The 20,248-nt window shown below is 38.4% G+C and carries 21 protein-coding genes; 14 read left to right on the top strand and 7 right to left on the bottom strand.

Annotated features, from left to right (window positions below; translation table 11 throughout):
* Positions 1-73 precede the first annotated feature (73 nt).
* The 8 genes from ABFV83_RS15985 to ABFV83_RS15950 all read left to right on the top strand — a co-directional run bounded on the left by ABFV83_RS15985 (position 74) and on the right by ABFV83_RS15950 (position 6,718).
* Positions 74-1,456 carry an AAA family ATPase gene (locus ABFV83_RS15985; RefSeq protein WP_349945205.1) on the top strand — a complete coding sequence of 461 codons (1,383 nt, stop codon included), beginning with the start codon at positions 74-76 and terminating at the stop codon, positions 1,454-1,456.
* A gap of 186 nt (positions 1,457-1,642) precedes the next feature.
* The gene (locus ABFV83_RS15980) at positions 1,643-2,569 is read left to right on the top strand and encodes a DUF5688 family protein (RefSeq protein WP_349945204.1); all 927 of its coding nucleotides are present in this window, start codon (positions 1,643-1,645) and stop codon (positions 2,567-2,569) included.
* Between the two features lie 246 nt (positions 2,570-2,815).
* Positions 2,816-3,649: a Fic family protein gene (locus tag ABFV83_RS15975; protein ID WP_349945202.1), complete on the top strand. Its 834-nt coding sequence runs from the start codon at positions 2,816-2,818 to the stop codon at positions 3,647-3,649.
* 25 nt (positions 3,650-3,674) lie between these two features.
* The gene (locus ABFV83_RS15970; protein ID WP_349945200.1) at positions 3,675-4,787 is read left to right on the top strand and encodes an HNH endonuclease domain-containing protein; all 1,113 of its coding nucleotides are present in this window, start codon (positions 3,675-3,677) and stop codon (positions 4,785-4,787) included.
* Between the two features lie 23 nt (positions 4,788-4,810).
* On the top strand, positions 4,811-5,062 hold the full coding sequence (locus ABFV83_RS15965) for a recombinase family protein (protein WP_349945199.1): 252 nt from the start codon (positions 4,811-4,813) through the stop codon (positions 5,060-5,062).
* Positions 5,063-5,109: 47 nt separating this feature from the next.
* The gene (locus ABFV83_RS15960; protein ID WP_349945198.1) at positions 5,110-5,742 is read left to right on the top strand and encodes a hypothetical protein; all 633 of its coding nucleotides are present in this window, start codon (positions 5,110-5,112) and stop codon (positions 5,740-5,742) included.
* A 292-nt stretch (positions 5,743-6,034) separates the two neighbouring features.
* A complete protein-coding gene (locus tag ABFV83_RS15955; protein ID WP_349945196.1) occupies positions 6,035-6,259 on the top strand; it encodes a hypothetical protein in 225 nt (74 codons plus the stop codon).
* A complete protein-coding gene (locus tag ABFV83_RS15950) occupies positions 6,260-6,718 on the top strand; it encodes a DUF4143 domain-containing protein (RefSeq protein WP_349948940.1) in 459 nt (152 codons plus the stop codon).
* Between the two features lie 161 nt (positions 6,719-6,879).
* Here the strand turns inward: ABFV83_RS15950 and ABFV83_RS15945 are convergent, their stop codons facing one another.
* The 7 genes from ABFV83_RS15945 to ABFV83_RS15915 form a co-directional block, all read right to left on the bottom strand.
* Positions 6,880-8,676, bottom strand: a complete 1,797-nt coding sequence (locus ABFV83_RS15945) for a type I restriction-modification system subunit M (RefSeq protein WP_349945195.1) — start codon at positions 8,674-8,676, stop codon at positions 6,880-6,882.
* A gap of 11 nt (positions 8,677-8,687) precedes the next feature.
* Positions 8,688-9,809, bottom strand: a complete 1,122-nt coding sequence (locus ABFV83_RS15940) for an AAA family ATPase (protein WP_349945193.1) — start codon at positions 9,807-9,809, stop codon at positions 8,688-8,690.
* Complete coding sequence (locus tag ABFV83_RS15935) at positions 9,806-11,050, bottom strand: restriction endonuclease subunit S (RefSeq protein ID WP_349945191.1); 1,245 nt, start codon at positions 11,048-11,050, stop codon at positions 9,806-9,808. Before ABFV83_RS15935 ends, ABFV83_RS15940 begins: the two co-directional genes overlap by 4 nt.
* Positions 11,043-14,069, bottom strand: a complete 3,027-nt coding sequence (locus tag ABFV83_RS15930; RefSeq protein ID WP_349945189.1) for a type I restriction endonuclease subunit R — start codon at positions 14,067-14,069, stop codon at positions 11,043-11,045. The genes ABFV83_RS15935 and ABFV83_RS15930 overlap by 8 nt, the downstream gene beginning before the upstream one ends.
* A gap of 44 nt (positions 14,070-14,113) precedes the next feature.
* A complete protein-coding gene (locus ABFV83_RS15925; RefSeq protein WP_349945187.1) occupies positions 14,114-14,329 on the bottom strand; it encodes a helix-turn-helix transcriptional regulator in 216 nt (71 codons plus the stop codon).
* Positions 14,330-14,469: 140 nt separating this feature from the next.
* Positions 14,470-14,769, bottom strand: coding sequence for a hypothetical protein (locus ABFV83_RS15920; RefSeq protein WP_349948962.1), 300 nt, complete (start codon positions 14,767-14,769; stop codon positions 14,470-14,472).
* Complete coding sequence (locus ABFV83_RS15915) at positions 14,696-14,848, bottom strand: DUF6076 domain-containing protein (RefSeq protein WP_349945186.1); 153 nt, start codon at positions 14,846-14,848, stop codon at positions 14,696-14,698. Before ABFV83_RS15915 ends, ABFV83_RS15920 begins: the two co-directional genes overlap by 74 nt.
* On the opposite strand from ABFV83_RS15915, the gene ABFV83_RS15910 reads away from it, so the two are divergent.
* The 6 genes from ABFV83_RS15910 to ABFV83_RS15885 all read left to right on the top strand — a co-directional run bounded on the left by ABFV83_RS15910 (position 14,799) and on the right by ABFV83_RS15885 (position 20,109).
* Positions 14,799-15,923 carry a relaxase/mobilization nuclease domain-containing protein gene (locus ABFV83_RS15910; RefSeq protein ID WP_349945184.1) on the top strand — a complete coding sequence of 375 codons (1,125 nt, stop codon included), beginning with the start codon at positions 14,799-14,801 and terminating at the stop codon, positions 15,921-15,923. The genes ABFV83_RS15915 and ABFV83_RS15910 overlap by 50 nt on opposite strands.
* Before the next feature lie 26 nt (positions 15,924-15,949).
* Positions 15,950-16,141 carry a helix-turn-helix domain-containing protein gene (locus ABFV83_RS15905; RefSeq protein ID WP_349945182.1) on the top strand — a complete coding sequence of 64 codons (192 nt, stop codon included), beginning with the start codon at positions 15,950-15,952 and terminating at the stop codon, positions 16,139-16,141.
* A 335-nt stretch (positions 16,142-16,476) separates the two neighbouring features.
* Positions 16,477-16,836 carry an IS66 family insertion sequence element accessory protein TnpB gene (locus ABFV83_RS15900; protein WP_349945181.1) on the top strand — a complete coding sequence of 120 codons (360 nt, stop codon included), beginning with the start codon at positions 16,477-16,479 and terminating at the stop codon, positions 16,834-16,836.
* Complete coding sequence (gene tnpB / locus ABFV83_RS15895) at positions 16,826-17,182, top strand: IS66 family insertion sequence element accessory protein TnpB (protein WP_349945179.1); 357 nt, start codon at positions 16,826-16,828, stop codon at positions 17,180-17,182. Before ABFV83_RS15900 ends, tnpB begins: the two co-directional genes overlap by 11 nt.
* A gap of 115 nt (positions 17,183-17,297) precedes the next feature.
* Positions 17,298-18,959 carry an IS66 family transposase gene (locus ABFV83_RS15890; RefSeq protein ID WP_349945177.1) on the top strand — a complete coding sequence of 554 codons (1,662 nt, stop codon included), beginning with the start codon at positions 17,298-17,300 and terminating at the stop codon, positions 18,957-18,959.
* Between the two features lie 184 nt (positions 18,960-19,143).
* The gene (locus tag ABFV83_RS15885) at positions 19,144-20,109 is read left to right on the top strand and encodes a site-specific integrase (RefSeq protein ID WP_349945175.1); all 966 of its coding nucleotides are present in this window, start codon (positions 19,144-19,146) and stop codon (positions 20,107-20,109) included.
* Positions 20,110-20,248: the final 139 nt, after the last annotated feature.

The following is a 20,248-nucleotide window of genomic DNA, read 5'->3' as shown; positions in this document are numbered from 1 at the left end:
GGAATATATTTTACTGAAAAGAATTTGAATTAGGGTTATGGTGTGTTACAGTAGAAATATTGGAAAAGGGAGGATGACTCTGGTGGAGCTGAAGCGAAATATTTACAATGATCTGCTTCGTTGGAAGCAGCGTGACAGCGGTAAGGTCCTGGAATTAAAAGGTGCCAGACAGACTGGTAAGACATTTATTCTGGATAAATTTGCAAAAGAAAATTACAAAATTTATATCTATATCAATATGGCTCAGCTGTCCGGTGAACAATTTCTGGCTTGCATGGAACAGGCATCTGCCTGGAAGCCCGGAGAGCCGCGGATAGAAAAGGCGCTGCATGAAGCTTTCCGATTGTTCGATTCCCAGTTCGAGGATAATAAAGACACCATTATTGCTATAGATGAGATTCAGGAATCAGCGAAAGTGTATTCTAGAATCAGAGAATTTTCAAGAGAGTTTTTATGCCATTTTATAGTTGCAGGCAGTTACTTAGGGAAGACATTGGAAAAGGGGTATTTTCTTTCAGCAGGAGACACAGAGAATTTGATGCTTAATACATTGTCATTCGAAGAATTTGTAGCGGCATTTGGAAAAAGGGAACTTTATAATGGCGTTGATTTGCTTGGTTCCAGTAATCCCTTGCAATATGATGAATTAAAAGAATATTATAAAATATATTGTGAAATAGGCGGCTATCCGGATGTCATAAATTGTTATATGGAAACACAGGATATGCAAGAATGCAAAAAGGTTTTGACGCAGATTATCGGGACTTTTATAGAAGAATCAACAAGAGTCTTAGGCGGTATACAGGAAATGATTTTACTGGAGCAGATATTTCCTGCGATTGCACAGCTTTCTGTCCGGGAGAAAAAGGAGTATGGTGATTTAATTACAGAATTATCCCGTATTATTTATAACGGAGAAAGCAATAGAACCACGAGGAAAAGTATTAGTGCAGTTATAGACTGGCTATATTGTTCAGATATCATAGGTTATTGTGGCAAGGCCAATGGATGTGATCCCGTGAACGTATCTTTGCACAACCATTTTTATTTTATGGATGTTGGAGTATGCAGATATTTTATGGATGTGGTAGGAATTGATTTGCCTGCGCTTAGAGGAATGGTAAGTAAATGTTTTGTGTATATTGAACTATTGAAGCGAATCAGGGGATTTGAGATAACAGGAATAGCTCCAATGTCTGGAACCTATAAGGAAGGGGAGATTGATTTCCTTATAAAACGTTGGGAAAATGATAATAGCTATGGCGTGGAGGTAAAGGATGGAAAATCAGAGACGGAGACAGCGCAGCAGATTTTAGAAGATGAAAAGGTAGAGGCTGTTTATTTGCTGAAAGGAGATACTTATGGCGGTATAGCAGGCCGGAAGATAACCGTGCCTATTTATCTGGTGGGAAGAGTTCGGTTTGGTTATGAAAGAGGGAATGAAGAACAGTCTTGAGCATGGGAGGAGTAGCTATAGTCTGGGTTGAGATAATAGCTCCATTTATGTTGCATTGGAAAATGAGTTTGAGATTGTCTACGTGAAATGGGTAAAAGAATAAGTGATTTTTCTGTCAGAGGCATTTCTAAGGAGATGCTTCTTTTTATTGTTTAAAATATGAAAAAGATAATGGAGGAAGAACAAATGAATTACAATCAGTTTTTAGAAGAAGTTAGAGCAGCAGTGCAGGAGAGATTAGGAAGTGATTATGAGATTCGCATTCAGAAAATTACAAAAAATAACGGAATAGTGCTGGATGGGCTAATTATTGGAAAGGCAAGTAAAAATATTGCTCCAACAATTTACTTAAATTCATATTATATGCATTTTACCCATGGGATGTCACTGCAGGAAATTCTGGAAGATATTATATCCGCGTATAAGGAGAACAATGATGTAGTTTTTGGTGATATAAGAGAGCTTTTGGATTTTACTAATCTGCAGGATAAGGTGGCTTTTAAGCTGATTCAGAGGGAAAAGAATAAGGAGCTTTTAAAGGATGTTCCATATTTTGAATTTTTGGACCTGGCAGTGGTGTTCTATCTGATTCTGGATGAACATAGAGGGGGTCAGATGACGGCATTGATTCATAACTCTCATATGGAACCTTGGGGAGTGGAGAAAGAGGAACTGTATCGTCTGGCAATGAGAAATACTCCCATATTGCTGCCGTCGGAAATTAAAACAATGAAAGAGATTATGTGTGATATATTGAAAGGACATTTAGAGGAATTGGAAATGGAGGAGATGGTAGATGATTTGTTGGATTTTGATTCGCAGAAGCCACCCTTATATATCCTTTCAAATAGAAAACAGCTTAACGGCGCCGGGTGTATTTTATACGATGGGTGTTTGAAGGATTTCGCTGATTCTCAGAATTCAGATATTGTTATATTGCCGTCCAGCCTGCATGAAACTATTTTGGTTCCTGATGATGGAAATTTGGATTATGGGGAGTTGCAGAAAACGGTTGGCCAGATAAATGAAAGTGAAGTGCCGAAGGAGGATGTGTTATCGGATAGGATTTATAAGTATTCCCGGCACGAGTGTAGAATTAGTCTTGTAGACTAAAATCAGATTCATTGTATGCTGTTAATTGCTCCTATGGTTGAAGACCATAGGAGCAATATGCGAAAGAAATATATTTTTTTAGAAGAAAATAGTTAGGATATTATTATTAAAGAGGGTAAAGTATGCTATAATGTTTACAGGTCATTATGCAAAATTAGAGATAAGAAAAAATAGATAGAGTTTATAGAAACCTTTGAATAAAGCACAGAATATTTGGCAGTAATTAAATAAGGGATGGTTAAGTTAGTGAATCAGGAGATTGTAGCAGAGTTTGAGACATTGCTATCAGAGCCTAAATTAAGAAAGGTTGGGGAAAGGTTGGATACTAATTTTATAAAAAAGGTGGAATTATGCCATCAGGTTATAAGGAAAGCCAGACCGTTTGAAGGGGAGATGTTGAAACAGGTACGTGATTTCTTTCGCATTTCTACAACTTGGTCTTCAAACGCTTTGGAAGGGAATACATTGACAATTAGTGAAACAAAGGTGCTTCTGGAGGACGGAATTACAGTTGGAGGTAAATCACTTAGAGAAGCATTGGAAGCTTATGGACACAGCCACGCTTATGATTACATGTTTTCTCTGATTGATAAGAAAACAATTCGAGAATCAGATATTAAGGAACTTCACCGGCTTTTTTATTCTGGAATATCTGAAAGCAAAGCAGGAGTATATAGAACGGTACGTGTCGTTATTACAGGTTCATCTTATCCGGTTTGTGCACCGGACAAGATAGGACAGGAGATAAAATATTTGTGTGATTGGATAGAAAAAGAGCGAAACAACTATGATCCGGTTACCTTTGCTGCAGAATTACATCGGAGGTTTATATTTATCCATCCATTTGAAGATGGGAATGGGAGGACGGCCAGGCTGCTGATGAATACGGCTTTGATACAAAAGGGGTATTTGCCTTGTGTTATTTCTCCTTATATAAGAAATGACTATATTCAGGCTTTGGAAGGAGCACACGCAGAACCGGAGAAATTTATCCGGTTTATTGCAGAGGCGGAGTTAGAGACAGAAAAGGATTTTATCAGGGCATTGGGGCTTGAGATGCCGGATCTGAAAAATATTTAAGGGAGATATTGCGGCGGAGAATACTATGATGCAGTTACCATATTCTGAAGATTTAAGTGTTGAGCGTTTAGGAAGACTGTTTGATAAGATGAGTGAATCTTATAAAATATTTTGGTTTCAGGCAATTGTAAATAAGGTTATCTCTGGGAAAGAGACACTGACATATCAAGAATTGATAAATGAAATGATTGCAGATTCCTGGTATATGGTGTCAGAGTATAAATTAAATTTGGGGCCATCTGATACACTGGAAGCTTTGGTACATTATATCTATGAAATCAGCGGTATGAAAACCAGTGAAAAGAAGGTAAATATTCTTAACTATCTGGAACAGTGTAAGGATAAGAAGATATTTGAGATGAAGCGGACTTTGACTTATTTTGTTCCTTATCGTTTACAGGCTCCTTTTGTTGAAGCCTTTGCGGGGAGTGAATGGAACCTTTCTAAACCCAATCTTGCATCGAGAATGAATCAGGAAAAAAGATTGATGTATTATTATTCTGATATCTGCGGAATGGGTACTTCTATCTCTGTACGACAGGAATGGTGTACTTATATAAGAAAGAATCAGGAGATTTTAAAGGGATGGATTCAATATAATTTAATTATGTACTTGCAAAGGCGAAATCCGAATGTTCCGGGAATTTCCAGTAAATTAGAGCCGCCTCAGGATAGGAAGCTAAATAAAGTTATTAAGTATTGGAAGACAATTATGGAGATTACTCCTGTTACTGATATTTATGGAAATAAAGTTTTGACGGGAGAAACACTTTCGATTGATCATTTTATTCCGTGGTCTTATGTGGCCCATGACGAATTTTGGAATTTGCATCCTACTACGAAAAGTATAAATAGCAGCAAAAGTAATAACCTTCCAGAGTGGAATAAATATTTTACGGCATTGTGTGACAAAGAGTATTTTTCTTATCAGATGATGTGGAAGTATGATGTTGTACATAAGGAATTTTTAAAATGTAGTAGAGAGCATGTAAATAGTAATGATGTGCTTATGAAATTATATAGAGAAGGTATATCAAAGGGCGAATTTCAAGAAAACCTTGAGAATATTCTTTTGCCAGTATATAATGCGGCTCGAAATGTGGGATTTAAGAATTGGTTTTACAGTCATGTGAAGTGATACAATAAAAGAGGTTTTTTTTTGTGGAGTTAAAATCCACAGGCAAAGAAATATGGTGTAAACGAACAATTGATGTAATGCTTAGTAATGAAAAATACATGGGCAATGTAAGATTGCTAGATTCTATAACAGGTGATGTTGAATATCTTGTTAAAGAAAATAATCCGCGGATTATAAGCTCAAATGTATTTAATAGAGTTCACGCAGAGAAGAAACGAAGTAATGTGATTAAGGAAGAAGGTGGAACTGTACAAAAAGATAAGAAGTATAGTTAGAAAATAAAGAGATGATATAGTGCGGAGGTATTATAATATCAGAAACAATGATAACAGCTCTTATTAGTGCAGGCGCAACTTTAACAGTGGCTATAATTACACTAATTATAAATGCTTATATTGAAAGATTTAGGAGCAAATTGGAAATACAGCAAAAAATGCTGCAATCCAAAAGGGAAAACTTGAATGATGTTTATAAAATATTAATTTCTATTATTAGTCTTTATCCAAGTTCATCACCGAATGATATCATGAAATTTGTTGAGTATTCTCCAAATTATTCAATGGAACATTATGATGCTGTTCTAAGAAGCTTAGATTATCAAGCTGAAGATTATAAAAATCAATTAAATGTTGTGAATTTAGATTATGAACGGAAAAGTGATATTGAAACTCAAATATCAAATAGAGAATATGTAAAAAATAAGATATCAGAGAATAGAGATGAATATTATATTGCTAGAGATAAATATAAATCTTTTTGTGAATGTGATAAAGTAGCATTTGATCTTTATGCAGGACAAGAGGTACGAAATCGTCTTGTAGAATTTGAAGTGGTTATTCATAATGTGTTTATTTCAGGGCAAAATGCAGGGGAAGATGGAGATCCGATAAATAATATTATTCATGTATCGCGTATAAATCTAATTAATAGTATGAGGAGTGATCTTGGGATATAATGTTGACCTGATAGGAATGATACTATTCCGCATAAATACTTGGGTTTATCAATATTTGGTATAAGTGTGAAATAGACTAAGTATTACATATGGAGACGGTAGTTCTTTTATCCCACATAAATAGACAGTTACATCAACATTGATGTGGACTTTGGCGTGGGTGAAGGACAGATTTCAACTGATAAAATTATGGAACGAGCTGATAAGTTTCAACCGAATGATAGAGTGACCTATAAATTTACCAAGTAATATATCCTAGAGAAGTATGGTTTCAAGGTCGAAGTACGCTACATTGAATAAACTAATTCACGCCGAAAAATTTGCAGATGCAAGCTACATCAGCACCTATATCGACCGTGATGCAAAGGAAATCTCCGATGCTATCGACAGCCGTTTTATGGAATTTATCACCGCTGCCGCTGCTCTATGCGGGCAGGTGCTCAATTACAAGACCATTGCAGACGCTGCGGGCATCGATCAGCTCACCGCTAAAAAGTGGTTGGGCATTTTGGAGTGACTGGGAATTGTATTTTATCTGTATCCCTACTTCAACAATATGCTCAAACGCATGGTGACAAAGCCAAAGCTGTATTTCTACGACTGTGGATTGGTGGCCTATCTGACCAAATGGAGCGATAGCGATACCCTGATGAATGGTGCCATGAGCGGTGCGATTCTTGAGAATTTTGTGGTGTCGGAGATTGTTAAGAGCTATCAGAATTGCGGCCGAGAAGCTTTTATTTATTACTATCGAGATAAGGATACCAAGGAAATAGATATTCTGCTAGAAGACAGCGGCAGGTTGTACCCCATGGAAATCAAGAAAACGGCTACGCCCCAAAGCCAGCTCACTCGAGTATTCGGCGTGATTGATAAGGCTTCTCTGGAGCGTGGCACAGGGGCAGTACTTTGCACAACGGATAGGCTATCGGCGTTTGATAGCCAAAATTTAATTGTTCCTATCAGGGGGATATAATAGAAGGTACGTAAATGTTAAATATACCATTTACGGCACCGGTAAAATTATAGATAAAAGGTGATGTAATTTATGTGATATAGGTAACAGGCTCCTGACAACTGCTGATGGGAGCCTGTTTATTCGTTACACCATAAAAGCTTTATTAAAGAAACAAAATTTTATTGCAGTTCGGGAAGACCTAATTCTCTTAAAAACTGATTATGTCGTTTTTTAGCGGCAACTATACTCTCTTCAATGCTGTTTAAATTTTTTCCCACTTCAGTAAGGTCAACGATTTCTTCTTCTGATGCCGTACTTACATATCGGGAAATATTAAGATTAAAACCATTTTTTTCAATCTCCTCTATAGATACACGGCGAGAATACTTTTTGTCATCCTCTTTACGGAATTGGTAAGTTTCAACAATTCTATCTATATGCTCTGGCAAAAGAACATTTTGGCGTTTTCCTTTTTCGTAATACTCACTTGCGTTTATAAATAGCACATCATCTGGCTTTTTGCATTTCTTAAGCACAAGAATACAAACCGGGATACCGGTAGAGAAAAATAGGTTGGACGGTAAACCTATGACTGTATCAATATTTCCATCTTTCAGCAGTTTAGTTCTGATTTTTTCTTCCGCTCCACCACGAAATAGAACACCATGAGGCAAAATAATCGCCATAGTACCATCATCACTTAAAAAGTGAAATCCATGTAATAGAAAAGCAAAGTCAGCTGCTGACTTGGGAGCAAGGCCATAGTTTTTAAATCGAAAATCTTCTGTAAGAGTATCATTTGGCTCCCAACGATAACTAAAAGGCGGATTTGCTACTATAGCATCACACTTTAGTTTTTTAGCTGGATTCATCTCGCTAAGTATTGGCCAATCGTTGGTTAATGAATCGCCATGAAAAATTTGAAACTCTGAATCTTTAAATCCATGAAGGAGCATATTCATACGGGCAAGGTTATAAGTTGTGACATTTTTTTCTTGCCCATATATTTGCCCAATACTATTAGGTTCAAGTTGTTTCTTGACATTGATAAGCAGTGATCCCGATCCGCAAGCAAAGTCTAAAAGATTGTGGATAAATGGTTTTTTACCATTTTCAGGCTCTTGGCTATCAAGTATTACAATCCGGGAAAGGATAGTGGAAATTTGTTGTGGCGTGTAGAATTCACCGGCCTTTTTACCTGAACCAGCAGCAAACTGACCTATCAAATATTCATAAGCATTGCCTAAAAGGTCAATTTCATTAGTGAACTCAGCAAGCCCTTTAGCAATTTGAGTTATGATTGAGCACAGCATTTCATTGCGCACTTCATAGTTTTTGCCAAGCTTTTCAGAGTCAAGATTGACCTCTGAAAACAAACCACGAAAAGTACTATCAAAGGATTCGTTTTCAATAAATTTGAAACCTCTCTGCAAGGTTTTTAAAAGCTGATTGCTTTGTATTCTTGCCAATTCATATATATTGCTCCACAAATAATGAGGCTTTATAACAAAATGAACCTTTCTGCGCATTTGCTTTTCAAAGACGCTTACCTGATCTAAATTTCTAATATACCAAATACCAAGGGGAGTTAACTTACCACTTTCAAGCAAGCTATCATATTCGTCAATTAATGTCTGTCTTGCTTTTTGGATAACTTTTTTATCAGTTTCATCTTCTTTTACAGGTAGCTTATTAACAGGCAAAGCTTCATAATAATCGATCACCTGTTTTTTTAATTTACTAATAACTTGATTGTGTGTTTCATTTGCAACAGTGTTTACGATTTCCCTTTCACAGTTGGTATAGTCACTACCGAGCTCTTTTTTTGCAGCCGTCTCATAATTATCAGAAAGATAGCGTAAGAAAAGAAACGACAACATATAATCACGGAAGTCGTCCGCATTCATCGCTCCACGGAGTTTATCGGCAATCCCCCAAAGGGTTTTGCCTAATTCTTTTTGTTGTATATTGTTCATAAGTGGCACCTCTATTCCCCTGTAAATAAGTCATCGTTAAATTTATAAGTTTCCATAAACCCGATTAATACCTTTTTGAAAATTTCCTTATTGTCATCAACCATTTCAACAGGATTAAACATTGAATGATTTCCATGGCTTAGTAGATTTGTCATTCGTGCATAGATTACACCGTCTAAATCATCATCTTCTAGCTTTATGCAAGCTGAGAAATTATCAAATCCGTGAAATGCTGCTGTTTTCTCAAGGAGATTTCTCAAAATATTGAAATGATAGGTATAGATTTTCCCGCTGTCCGCTGCTTTTTTCAATTCTTTTAATAATGCCACATGGTGGAAAAACGGTGTATCGCCTGTATTCTTAACTATATATTTGCATGTTTCCTTGTCAAAACTTAAAAAACGACTTGCCGTACTCTCTTTTTTTAACTCATTATACATTACATTAAAAAACAATGCGTGATGAGTAGAAATAACGGTTTTGATTTGACAATCCTTAAGTAATTCTGCAAGCTGACACGCTACCGCTACAACATTATTGTCGTCAAGAGATGATATTGGATCGTCTATGTAAATATATTTGACCCAGTCATAGGACAGAGCTTCGAGCTTTACCAGTTGCACTATGGCGAGAAAGAAGCACCAAATAAACATATTTTCTTCGCCGCGAGAGATTTTGATTCCAGTAATAGTTTCTGCTCCTTCTCTATTTTGGACTTCTCGTGAAAAACTGACATAGCCATCTTCATAATTGATAGTAAAGTCAAAATCAGCGTGAACCCTCAAAAACTCACGTATACGAGTTTCCATTTCAAGATCTCTTAAACCATCGAAAAAGCGAGAGTTTGTATTAAAAAGCAGTTGCCTATCTGTATCTGCTTCTAAGTCATTGTACCAAGTAAAAAGATCCTCTGTGAAAGCATTATAGTATAAAGTATCTCGTGCTTTTTCTTCACTACCACGGATTCTTCTTTTGCCTAAATCTTTAAATTCTCCGGAAAGTCTTGTTTTCCCGGTTCCATTATAAGCAAAAAGAAGGAAGTAATTTTTTGTGTCGGGTGTGTCTGCTGTGCCAAGGGTATCACGGATATTGCGTGCTAACCCTTTTAAATTCGTGTACCTTTTAGTGCTCATCGACTCACCTCCTCAATAGAAGGAAATAGTCCTTGCATTAAGCCTTTCTTCTGTTCCTTTAAGGCTTTGATTTTGTCAGCCTGTCCAGCAATTAATTCATCAACTGAAGAAAGGCAATCGGAAATTTTTTCTTGTTCTTTCTTCTCAAGTGGCAACGGGATTACTACATTGGAAAACAATGTTTTATTTACAATAGGAACTGCTTGTTTACCTGCCAAATTACTAATTACATTGGAACTGAATTCTAAGGCAAAATAAACAAAACTATTGTGATAATTCTCAAATGGAACCAATGAATTAATTTGTTGATTTGTAGCACAGACTTCCCGGTTTTGAGCCAATTTTCCGATAGTAGAACCAATGCAAACAAATAGTATGCTATTCGCTTTAATATGTCTTGTTTGTTGAAATCCCAATTCTGATAAAGTTGTTTTGGTTGAATTTAAATATCTTTTATCGGAAATATCCGATGGAGAAGCAAACATAAATTGCCCTCCATAATATTCATTTTTATTGGTGGCCGGGGTGCTACCTGTGATTATTTCGCCTATATCTGAAAGCTTAAAATATTCCCACTCTTCACAATCCCTAAACTCCGGAAACCTCCACTCCGGAACAGTTTTGCCTTCGACAGGGAAGAGTTTTTGCATTAAACCTTTTTTGTGGTCTTTCAGTGCCGATAGTTTCTTATCCTCTGCAGTGATTAAATCATCAAGAGAGATTAGGCAGTCTGCGATTTTTTGTTGTTCTTTCTTATCGGGTTTAGGCAATAGTATATTGGAAAACTGATTATAGTTTACCATCTTACCATCTCTTATTCCCTCAAGGTCTTTATTTAAATCTTGAATAAATCTGTTGGACTTAAAATAGTATTTATAATATTGCTCCTCAACATCAATCTTTTTGCGTAAAATTATATATGCAGGACTGCAAATGCCATGATATGTGGAGTATTCAATACCGCCTTGAAATGATCTTAGGCTAATTATAAAGTCGCCTTTTTCCACAACTTTATAGCTTTCAAGGCTTTTTTCTGTAACTGAAACCTTATAATCGATTTCATCTCTTGGAATTGCTCCATATTCTTGGGAAATAGCAAGTATAGGCAAATCCGAATTATGAGTTTTATTACTAACTTGCTTAAAAATCAAATTCCCATTTTCACAAATAACTGGACCGTTTTCAACAAATTCCCAAAACCTGTATTTCGGAATTAGTGCCGTTTTCACATTCTTATTCATACGCTTTCAACCCCACGATCTCTTGCCCACCGGCTAATTTTTTGAGCAGTGGAATCAAGTCATCCATAAGTTCTAATTCTTTCTTGGTTCTATCACGCCAGCCAAGGTCAAGTGGCTCTAACAAGTCGCTTAACTTTTCGCCGTCAAAAATCTTTCTTTCCATAATAGCGTCAACAAATACTTGCAAGGACTGAGCCTCAAGACCATGTTTATCGGACAGAGCCACAAGCTCGTTTGCCGATTTTTCAGTTTTGAACTTTTTATAACCGTCCATTACTTCCTGTTCAGTAAGTCCCTTATTACCCTCGAAAGCTTTAAGATACTTGTCAAGTTCCTCGATGTATTCCTCAATATCCTTGCGTTCTTCCATAAAATTAGAGGTTGAAGCAATCAGGTCCACCAATTCCTTTTTCGTCATCTTTTCTTTCTTCGGTACATCGGGTTGAGTATATTTAGAAAGAAGCGACATGATATAATCGTAGTCAATAATAGCAGAGGAAAACAGAACAAACTCAAAATCGAGCTGTTCTACCTCGGGTACTCTATCCTCAATTTCTTTTCCTTGCTGCTCTTTTAATCTTTCGGCTGTTTCAAGATAGGCTCCTCGGAATGCCCGTATGGTATCTTCAGGCAACAGCCCGGCAATTTCGGCGGCTTGCTCCTCTTTTATTTCGGTATATTGGTCAAGCTGCGTTTTTAGGCGTTGCACTTCTTTGAACTTGTCAATGAACTCCGCACGAGCAGTATCCCCCTTAAGATTGCTCACTTCCTCAGGCTTGCACTCAAGGCCTTGTGATTTCATAAACTTTTCAAGTGCTGCAACGGCTTTATCCAGCTTTTCAATCACAACGGGTGCAGGATCTACAAGCCAAATTTCTTTTACTTTTTCAGCGTTTTCCTTGCCCGAAAAGAGTTTGATTGCATCATTGACTTCTTTTTCTTGCCCTCTGAAGTCAATAATATTTCCATAAGGTTTTGTAGGATTCAGCACACGATTTGTTCTTGAAAAGGCTTGAATTAGGCCGTGTTGCTTCAGGTTTTTATCCACATATAAGGTGTTCAAATATTTGGAGTCAAAACCAGTTAACAGCATATCAACAACGATAACAATGTCTATTTTGTTTTCATGCGGATAATCTGCGTTGCTGTATTGTTGATCTTTAATGCGTTTCTGTACATCTTGATAGTATAGATCAAATTCATTTATGCTATGATTTGTTCCGTATTTCTTGTTGTAATCATTTATGATTGCTTTAAGAGCAGCTTTTTTCTTGTCTGGATTTTCTTGGTTGTCTGCCTTTTCCTGCGAGAGGTCTTCTTGAAGCTGTTTGACATCCTTATTCCCCTCTGCTGGCGGAGAGAAAATGCAAGCAATGTTAAGAGGCGTAAAGTCTTGATTGGCTTTATCAAATTCTTCTTGCAATTCTTTGAATAAATCAAAATATTCAATAGCATCATTAATAGATGCCGTAGCAAAGATAGCATTGTATCTTCTGTTGTAGGTTGATGCATCATGTTTTGAAAGAATTGCTTCAGCCATCTTCCTTTTGCTTATTGTGGAGCCTGCTTTTGCAGCTTTTTGTGAGTCATCAGGTTTGAAATAATCAATATGGAAACGCAATACATTACCATCGTCAATTGCATTGGTGATAGTGTAGGCATGAAGCTCTTGTTGGAAAACATCTGTTGTTGTTATGTAAGAGCCTATAGTACCATCTATCTGTTTGTAGGTTGAATTCTCTTCAAAAATCGGTGTTCCCGTAAATCCAAAAAGCTGTGCTTTGGGGAAGAAGTTTTTGATTGCATCATGATTCTCTCCAAATTGAGAGCGATGGCACTCATCAAAAATAATAGCAATACGCTTGTTTTGGAGCTTTGCCAATCTTTCTTTAAAAGTGAGCTGCCCCTTTCTTTTCTTCTCTTGGTTTCGTTTACTGTCTTCATCCAGAGCCAGCCCTAATTTTTGAATGGTAGTAACAATGACTTTATCTTTATAGTCATCTGATGTAAGCCGTCTAACCAAATTTTCGGTATTGGTATTTTCCTCAACACAGCCTTCTTGAAATTTGTTAAACTCCAATCGAGTTTGCCGATCGAGATCTTTTCTATCTACAACAAATAGACACTTTTCGATTTCAGGATTATCCTTCAAAAGTGTTGATGTCTTAAATGATGTGAGCGTTTTTCCACTTCCAGTGGTATGCCAAATATAGCCGTTCCCTCTGTTTTCGTTAATGCAATCAATGATTGCTTTGACAGCATAAATCTGATAAGGACGCATTATAATCAATTTTTGCTCGCTTACCACAAGTACTATATATCTACTGATTAGTTCGCCAAGAGTGCATTTGGGTAGAAAGTTCGTGGTGAACTCATAGAGGTTTGTGATTTTTTTGTTGTCTTTGTCTGCGAACTCATATATGGGTAAAAATCTTTCGTCTGCATTAAAACAAAAATGTTCCGTATGATTATTTGCAAAATAGTAGGTATTGGTTTCGTTGCTTACAATAAAGAGCTGCATAAAGCACAGTAATGAATTTGTGTAACCATTTCCAGGATCGTTTTTGTAATTAACAATTTGTTCCATAGCTTTTTTGGGTGTAATTTGCAAGGTTTTTAGCTCGATTTGAACAACAGGGACACCATTGATGAGGATAATTACATCATAACGGTGATTGCTATTATCTGTATTAATGCGTAACTGATTGACTACTTCAAATTCGTTTTTGCACCAGTCTTTAATATTTACAAGTGTGTATTGTAAAGGTGTATCATCATCACGCTTAAAAGTGTTCGTTTCTCTCAATATTTTAGCCGCTGCAAACACATCCGCAGTAACAATGGTATCTCGAAGACGAACAAATTCGGAATCACTTAGCTTAACACGATTTAATTTTTCGAACTGTTCTCTAAAATTAGCTTCAAGGGAAGCCTTATCTCGAATATCTTCACGATATTTGTATTTTAAATCTTGCAGCTTTTTAATAAAGCTTATTTCAATTTCTTTTTCGGCTTTCATAAAAAGATCTCCCTTTCTTGCAGAATTATAGTCATCATTAATAACTATTTGGCTTTTTCAATTAGTAAAATTAAGCCGGAATCTACATCATTATTTCTGCAAAGTTCTATTAAAGCATGTCGAGCAATCTGGTTCGGTTTTGTATGTCCATTTTCCCATCTGTTCACTGAAGTGAATCCAACATGAAGTTCTCGAGCGAGTCCTTCTTGGGACATCCCCAGTTCTAAACGCACTTTTTTAATTATTTCACTCAAATCCATACAATACCACCTCGCTGTGATATATTTTTTACTTTATATTATATCATAAGCTATAGCATCATACAAGAAAAAACGATAAGCCTTTGTAAATACATATACTTTTTAGCCATTTATCCTGTATCTTACAAATTAAAAACTTGTCATTTTTTAATTTTCGACAAGAATGCACTCTCGGAAATCTCTTCATTCACAAACCTCTCTCTTGCCGCCATCGCAGGCTCCGACCATGCATCAAATTTCTCCTGTGCTTCGCCTTCATTTTTCGCCATTTCCTTATTACGGTCACGCTCCAGCTGCGGCTGTTTCATACGTCGGATTCGCTCATACTCCCTGAGAGCAGAATTCTCCGGCTTTTCCAGTTCTGCATTAAATACCAGCTTCGGCCCCCGCTTGCTTGCAGGTGCGACCGTTTTCTGTTTTTCGGCTGCAATATTCTGCATGGTGTTTATTTTTTAACACAAAGTAACGATTGCATAGCTTGCACCGTTTGACCCTTAGCCTACGGCTGACAAGCTCCATAAAGTCACAAACAATCAAATTTTCAAAAGAGAGAATCCATGTAAACGGCAGTAAACTGACACCGTCCCTATCTTCGTGGATTGGCCGTCAGTATGCGCACTTTGTACAAAGCTTTTATCGCTATGATAATCTCACTCCGGAGCAGGCATTGGAAATCAGGCAGAAATTCATGGATCGCTATGAGCACTTCAAAGAACTTCAGATTTGTGCTGCCGTCCATACCAACGGTCCCCAGCTGCATATTCATTATGTGGTGAATACCGTCAGTCATGTAGATGGCCGAAAGTGGCAAGCCTCGCCGGAGGATCTAAAACAGATGCGAGGCAGATCCGATGACCTATGCCGGGAATATGGCTTAAATGTCTATGAAAAGCCCCATAAAGGACATCGTTTCTATGGGGAATACAAAGCCAAGCTTAGCTGGAAACAACAGCTTGCAGAGGATGTTGCCCGCTGCGTACAGGTCAGCAGCAACACAGCTGACTTCAAACTGCTGCTGTCGGAATGCGGTATTGACTGTGACATCGGAAGAAAGAAAAGCCTTTTGTTCACGGTACAGGCCGGCACCTATGGACTTGAGGAGGAACGCAAATGCTCTAACTGGAAGCTGATGTCCTATGGTGATTTTACCAGCGAAAATATTTTGCAAAGCATCGGATTTAATGACTTTGTGATTGATACGGCTTGGCACGACTTTCCTCTGGTGTCCGAGGTATTGGCAGCACTGGGCGCCAGCAATCATCCAAATGACCCGCAAATTTATGAGAAAACATTTCTTACCAACCTCTGCCCCGAGGATTTTAAGGGCAAAACCAAACTCCAGATAGAGCAAATGCTGGCAGAGCGAAAATATGAGGAGTTGATTGCTGCACAGACGAAAGCAATACAGGAACGCATTGCAGGAGAGCAGGCGCAGGCTGCCATCCTGCACCGTTCCATAGCCGGTCTGATTGAAGAATTTATTCACTGGCAGCAGCAAAAGCAATTGGATAAACAATATGAAATGCAACAACAATCTGGTAATACAATGGAGGCGAAAAATTATGATGAGGAAAACGAATGGGAATTGTATTAACCGCCAATTAACGGAGGTTAGGAATTATGTCATTGACACAGAAAGAGGCTTACCGTGTAATGCGTCAGGAGTACCCTGATGTACTAAACATGGACAATTTATGCAGGTTACTGGCAGTAAGCAAAAAAACTGCCTACAAGCTGCTCAAAGACGGTGAGATCGGCTGCATTAAGGTTGGACGGGAATACCACATCGCCAAGGCGCGTCTGCTGACTTGATTCGGTATTGTCTAATAAAATGTTCATACTTTAAAGTGATGAAATGCCTGGACGCTCACTTACTCTGATGCTATACTTTACCCATCAGCAGTAGGTGAGCTCCTGACAGGAAAGGAGCAGAGTTATGCTATCGGGACACCTTCAAGAAAAAAACGGATACTTCCATGCCGTGCTAAGTTTTAAGGATGAGCATGGAAAACGAAAGACAAAGTGTAAATGGTAAACCACTCGTGCCTACAAATGTTACCAAAAGTTTGAGATAATGTTGGCAGGTGTGAAAAGTTGGTTTTCAACTTTTCACAGTTTCTAAAATAATCTCAAAGGAGGTTTCTCATATGGATACGCGGGTGGCGACGACCAAGATCCGAATCCAGCAATGGATTGATATTTTTCAGGACAGAGCTCAGAGCGGATTAAAGGTTGATGACTACTGCGAGCAGCATCAGCTGTCACGCAATTCTTATTATTACTGGCTGCGACGTGTCAAAGAAGCAGCACTCCAGTCTGTTGGTACGAAGTTTGTTGAACTTGAAGAACCAGAAGCGCCGGTCTCTTTAGATCATACATATAATACAAACAACATTTCCTCAAAAAGCCTGACCATACAGATGAATGGCGCTTTCATCTCTGTCAATAGTGATACTTCGAAAGAATTATTGACTATGGTCTTAGGGGTGGTTGCCAATGTTAAATGATGCAGTCGGATTTCGCCATGTTTACATCGCATGTGGATACACAGATCTACGGCGTGGTATTGATGGTCTTGTTGCCATTGTAAGAAATGAATTCCAGCTGGATCCTACTGACACAGGAAATATATTTCTCTTCTGTGGAAAGCGAACAGATCGGATCAAAGCGCTAATTTATGAACAGGACGGTTTTGTCCTTCTGTATAAAAGATTAGTAAATGGCAGCTTCATCTGGCCACGTAATGAGTCTGACGCAAGAGAAATCACTTCCCAACAATATCGCTGGCTTATGGATGGACTTTCTGTTGATCAGAAAAAAGTTATCAAAAAGGTCAACCCAATCGTTTTTTAGTTTGAATGTGTATTATTCATCTTTGTACATTAAAAGCAGAATACCGTTATCCACAAATTCCAAAATTCCTTCTAATACACTATGCGACTGGCTTTTCGGGTGATATAATCGTCTTATGAATAAATCAACGATCACACCGGACGAACTGAATAAACTTCCAAAAGATCTTCTCATTTCGATGTATATGCAGCTGAATGAATCTTTCACTGTAATCAGAGAACAGAATGAAAGAATACAATCTCAGAATGACCAACTCATGAAAAAGATTTCGGGCCTTCAGGAAAATCTTGCTGTGCTAACACAGCAGAGATTTGGACGTAAAACGGAGCAGACCTCCCAGATCAATGGACAGCTGTCTTTTGACCTGGATAATTCCTGTGTCCTCAATGAAGCAGAGAAAACTGTTGAAGATGGAATTCCGAAAGAACCGGATATCGAAACAGTCATGATCATCAAGCAGCGTAAATCAAAAGGTAAGCGGGAAACTGATCTAAAAGATATCGATACTGTAGTTGAAGAGCACACTCTTTCTGACGAAAGACTGGAAGCGCTTTTTCCTTTCGGCTATCATCGTCTGCCAAATGAAGTATACAAGGATCTGGAATACATTCCGGCGAAATTTCTTGTGCACGAACATCATGTAGCTATTTATGCAGGAAAGAATGATACTGGTATTATTCGTGCCGACAGGCCTGAACGTCTGTTAAAGAACAGTATCCTGACACCAGCCTTAGCTGCCTCCATTTTTAATGCCAAGTATGTCAATGCAGTTCCGATTAACAGACTGTCTGAAGAATTCTTACGTAATGACGTGAGAATCTCGAGACAGGTCATGGCCGGATGGATGATCCGACTAAGCGAAAGATATCTTGGTCCGGTATACCGAGAGATGCATCGCAGGATACTTGAGAGTAGACTGATCCATTGCGATGAAACCCCATTTAAGGTCGTTGACGACGGACGCAGCCCGAATTCAAAGAACTACATGTGGGTGTATCACACTTCCACACGGTATGGCTCACCACCAATCTTTCTGTATGAATACCAGCCAACCAGAAAGGCTGATAATCCAAGAAGATTTCTGGAAGGGTATAGCGGAATTCTTATGACAGATGGGTATCAGGTGTATCATACACTTGCCAATGAAAGGCCGGATGAGCTAAAAGTTGCAGGATGCTGGGCACATGCCAAAAGGCGCTGGACCGAACTTATTAAATCCATTGGAAAAGGTACAGCCAATGGACTGATTGCAGATGAAGCCAACCGGAGAATTTCTGCCATCTATCATATCGATAACATGTATAAGGAGGCTTCTGCCGAGGAACGGCTGGATAACCGTAAGAAATCCGTAAAGCCTCTGGTTGACGCCTATTTCGAATGGCTGAAAAGACTTCAGGCAAGACCAGATATCGATAAGGGTTCCAAGACCTATGGTGCAATTACCTATTCGCTAAACCAGGAGCGATATCTTCGTACGTTTCTTGAAGATGAAATGATCCCACTGGATAATAATGACGCCGAAAGAAGTATCAAAGCTTTTTGCGTCGGAAAGCATAACTGGCACATCGTTGATTCAGTCAATGGTGCACATGCAAGCGGTGTTTTATACAGCATAGCCGAGACAGCCAAGGCAAACGGATTAAAACCATACGAATACTTCAGGTATCTGTTGGAACAAATGTTAATTCATCTTGATGATGAACCGAAGGATTATATCGGAGATCTAGTACCATGGTCAGTTAAAATCCCGGAATGCTGTAAAAAACTGAAAAAGTAAAATTTAGCAGCCACCCAAATAGGCGGCATTAATTTAATATAGGACGAGTGGTTTACCACTTACGACAAAGTGGGTATCAACGGAGTTATCCGTCAAAGGAAATTAGAAAAAAGCAGAGCTAAAGCTTGCAGAGATACGAAAAGCCTTCGTTCCTCCCAAGCAGCTGACAGGAGATGCAGAGCAGATGTTTTCGGATTATATGCTGGAGTGGCTGCAATCAATGAAACCTAATATTGAGAATATCACCTTTGCGGGCTATACCAGAGCAGTGAAGAATGTGATTGTTCCATATTTTGAACCGCTTGGTATTGCGCTAAAAGACCTGAAAGCCAGTGATATTCAGCGGTTTTACAATCATGAATTGCAGAAGGTTTCGGCAAAAACGCTCCAGCGTTATCACGCAAACATTCATAAGGCGCTGAAAGATGCTGTACGGATGGATATTATCGTAAGCAATCCGGCAGAAAAAGTCACCCGCCCCAAGGCACAGAAGTTCGTAGGTAGCTTTTACCACAGCGAAGAAATTAACCAGCTGTTTGAGTTCTCCAAAGGGACATGTCTGGAGATGCCTATCCTGTTTGGCGCATTTTATGGTTTGCGCCGAGCAGAGATTGTAGGATTATGGTGGACTGCCATCGACTTTCGACAGAATACCATCAGCATCCGCCACACGGTCAACAGCTATAAACTGGAAGGAAAAAAGATGGTGGAGGCCAAGGACAGAGCAAAAACCAAATCCAGTATGCGTACACTGCCCTTGGTGCCTGTATTTCGTGATTATTTGCTTCAGCTAAAGAAAAAGCAGGAGGAATACCGCAGGCTCTGCGGAAACTCCTACTGCAAGGATTACTTGGATTATTTGTATGTGGATGAACTGGGGCGCCTGATTGAACCGAACTATATTACGCATACATTCCCAAGCTTTTTGAAAAAGCATGAGCTGAGAAAGATACGGTTTCACGATCTCAGACATTCGTGTGCATCACTGCTATTAGCAAATAATGTACCAATGAAGCAAATTCAGGAATGGCTGGGGCATTCGGATTTTAGTACCACAGCAAATATTTACGCACACTTGGACTACAATTCTAAGCTATCCAGTGCATCTGCACTCATGGCTGTGCTGGGATTTTCAGAGTCCACCGAGTAACTGCATCTCTCCATCAAATTAGGAGAGATGCAAGACAAAAAACAAGAAAAGGAAGCAGGCATAAAAAATGAGAAAGCCTGTAAACCGAATGATTTCAGGCTTTCTCGATGTGTCATTAGGTCAAAATAGATGCAGGGCA

Origin of the sequence: Lacrimispora sp. BS-2 (assembly GCF_040207125.1) — a bacterium.
GTDB lineage: Bacteria > Bacillota > Clostridia > Lachnospirales > Lachnospiraceae > Lacrimispora.
Note: the sequence above shows the minus strand (reverse complement) of the source record. Positions and strands in the feature narration are given on the sequence as shown.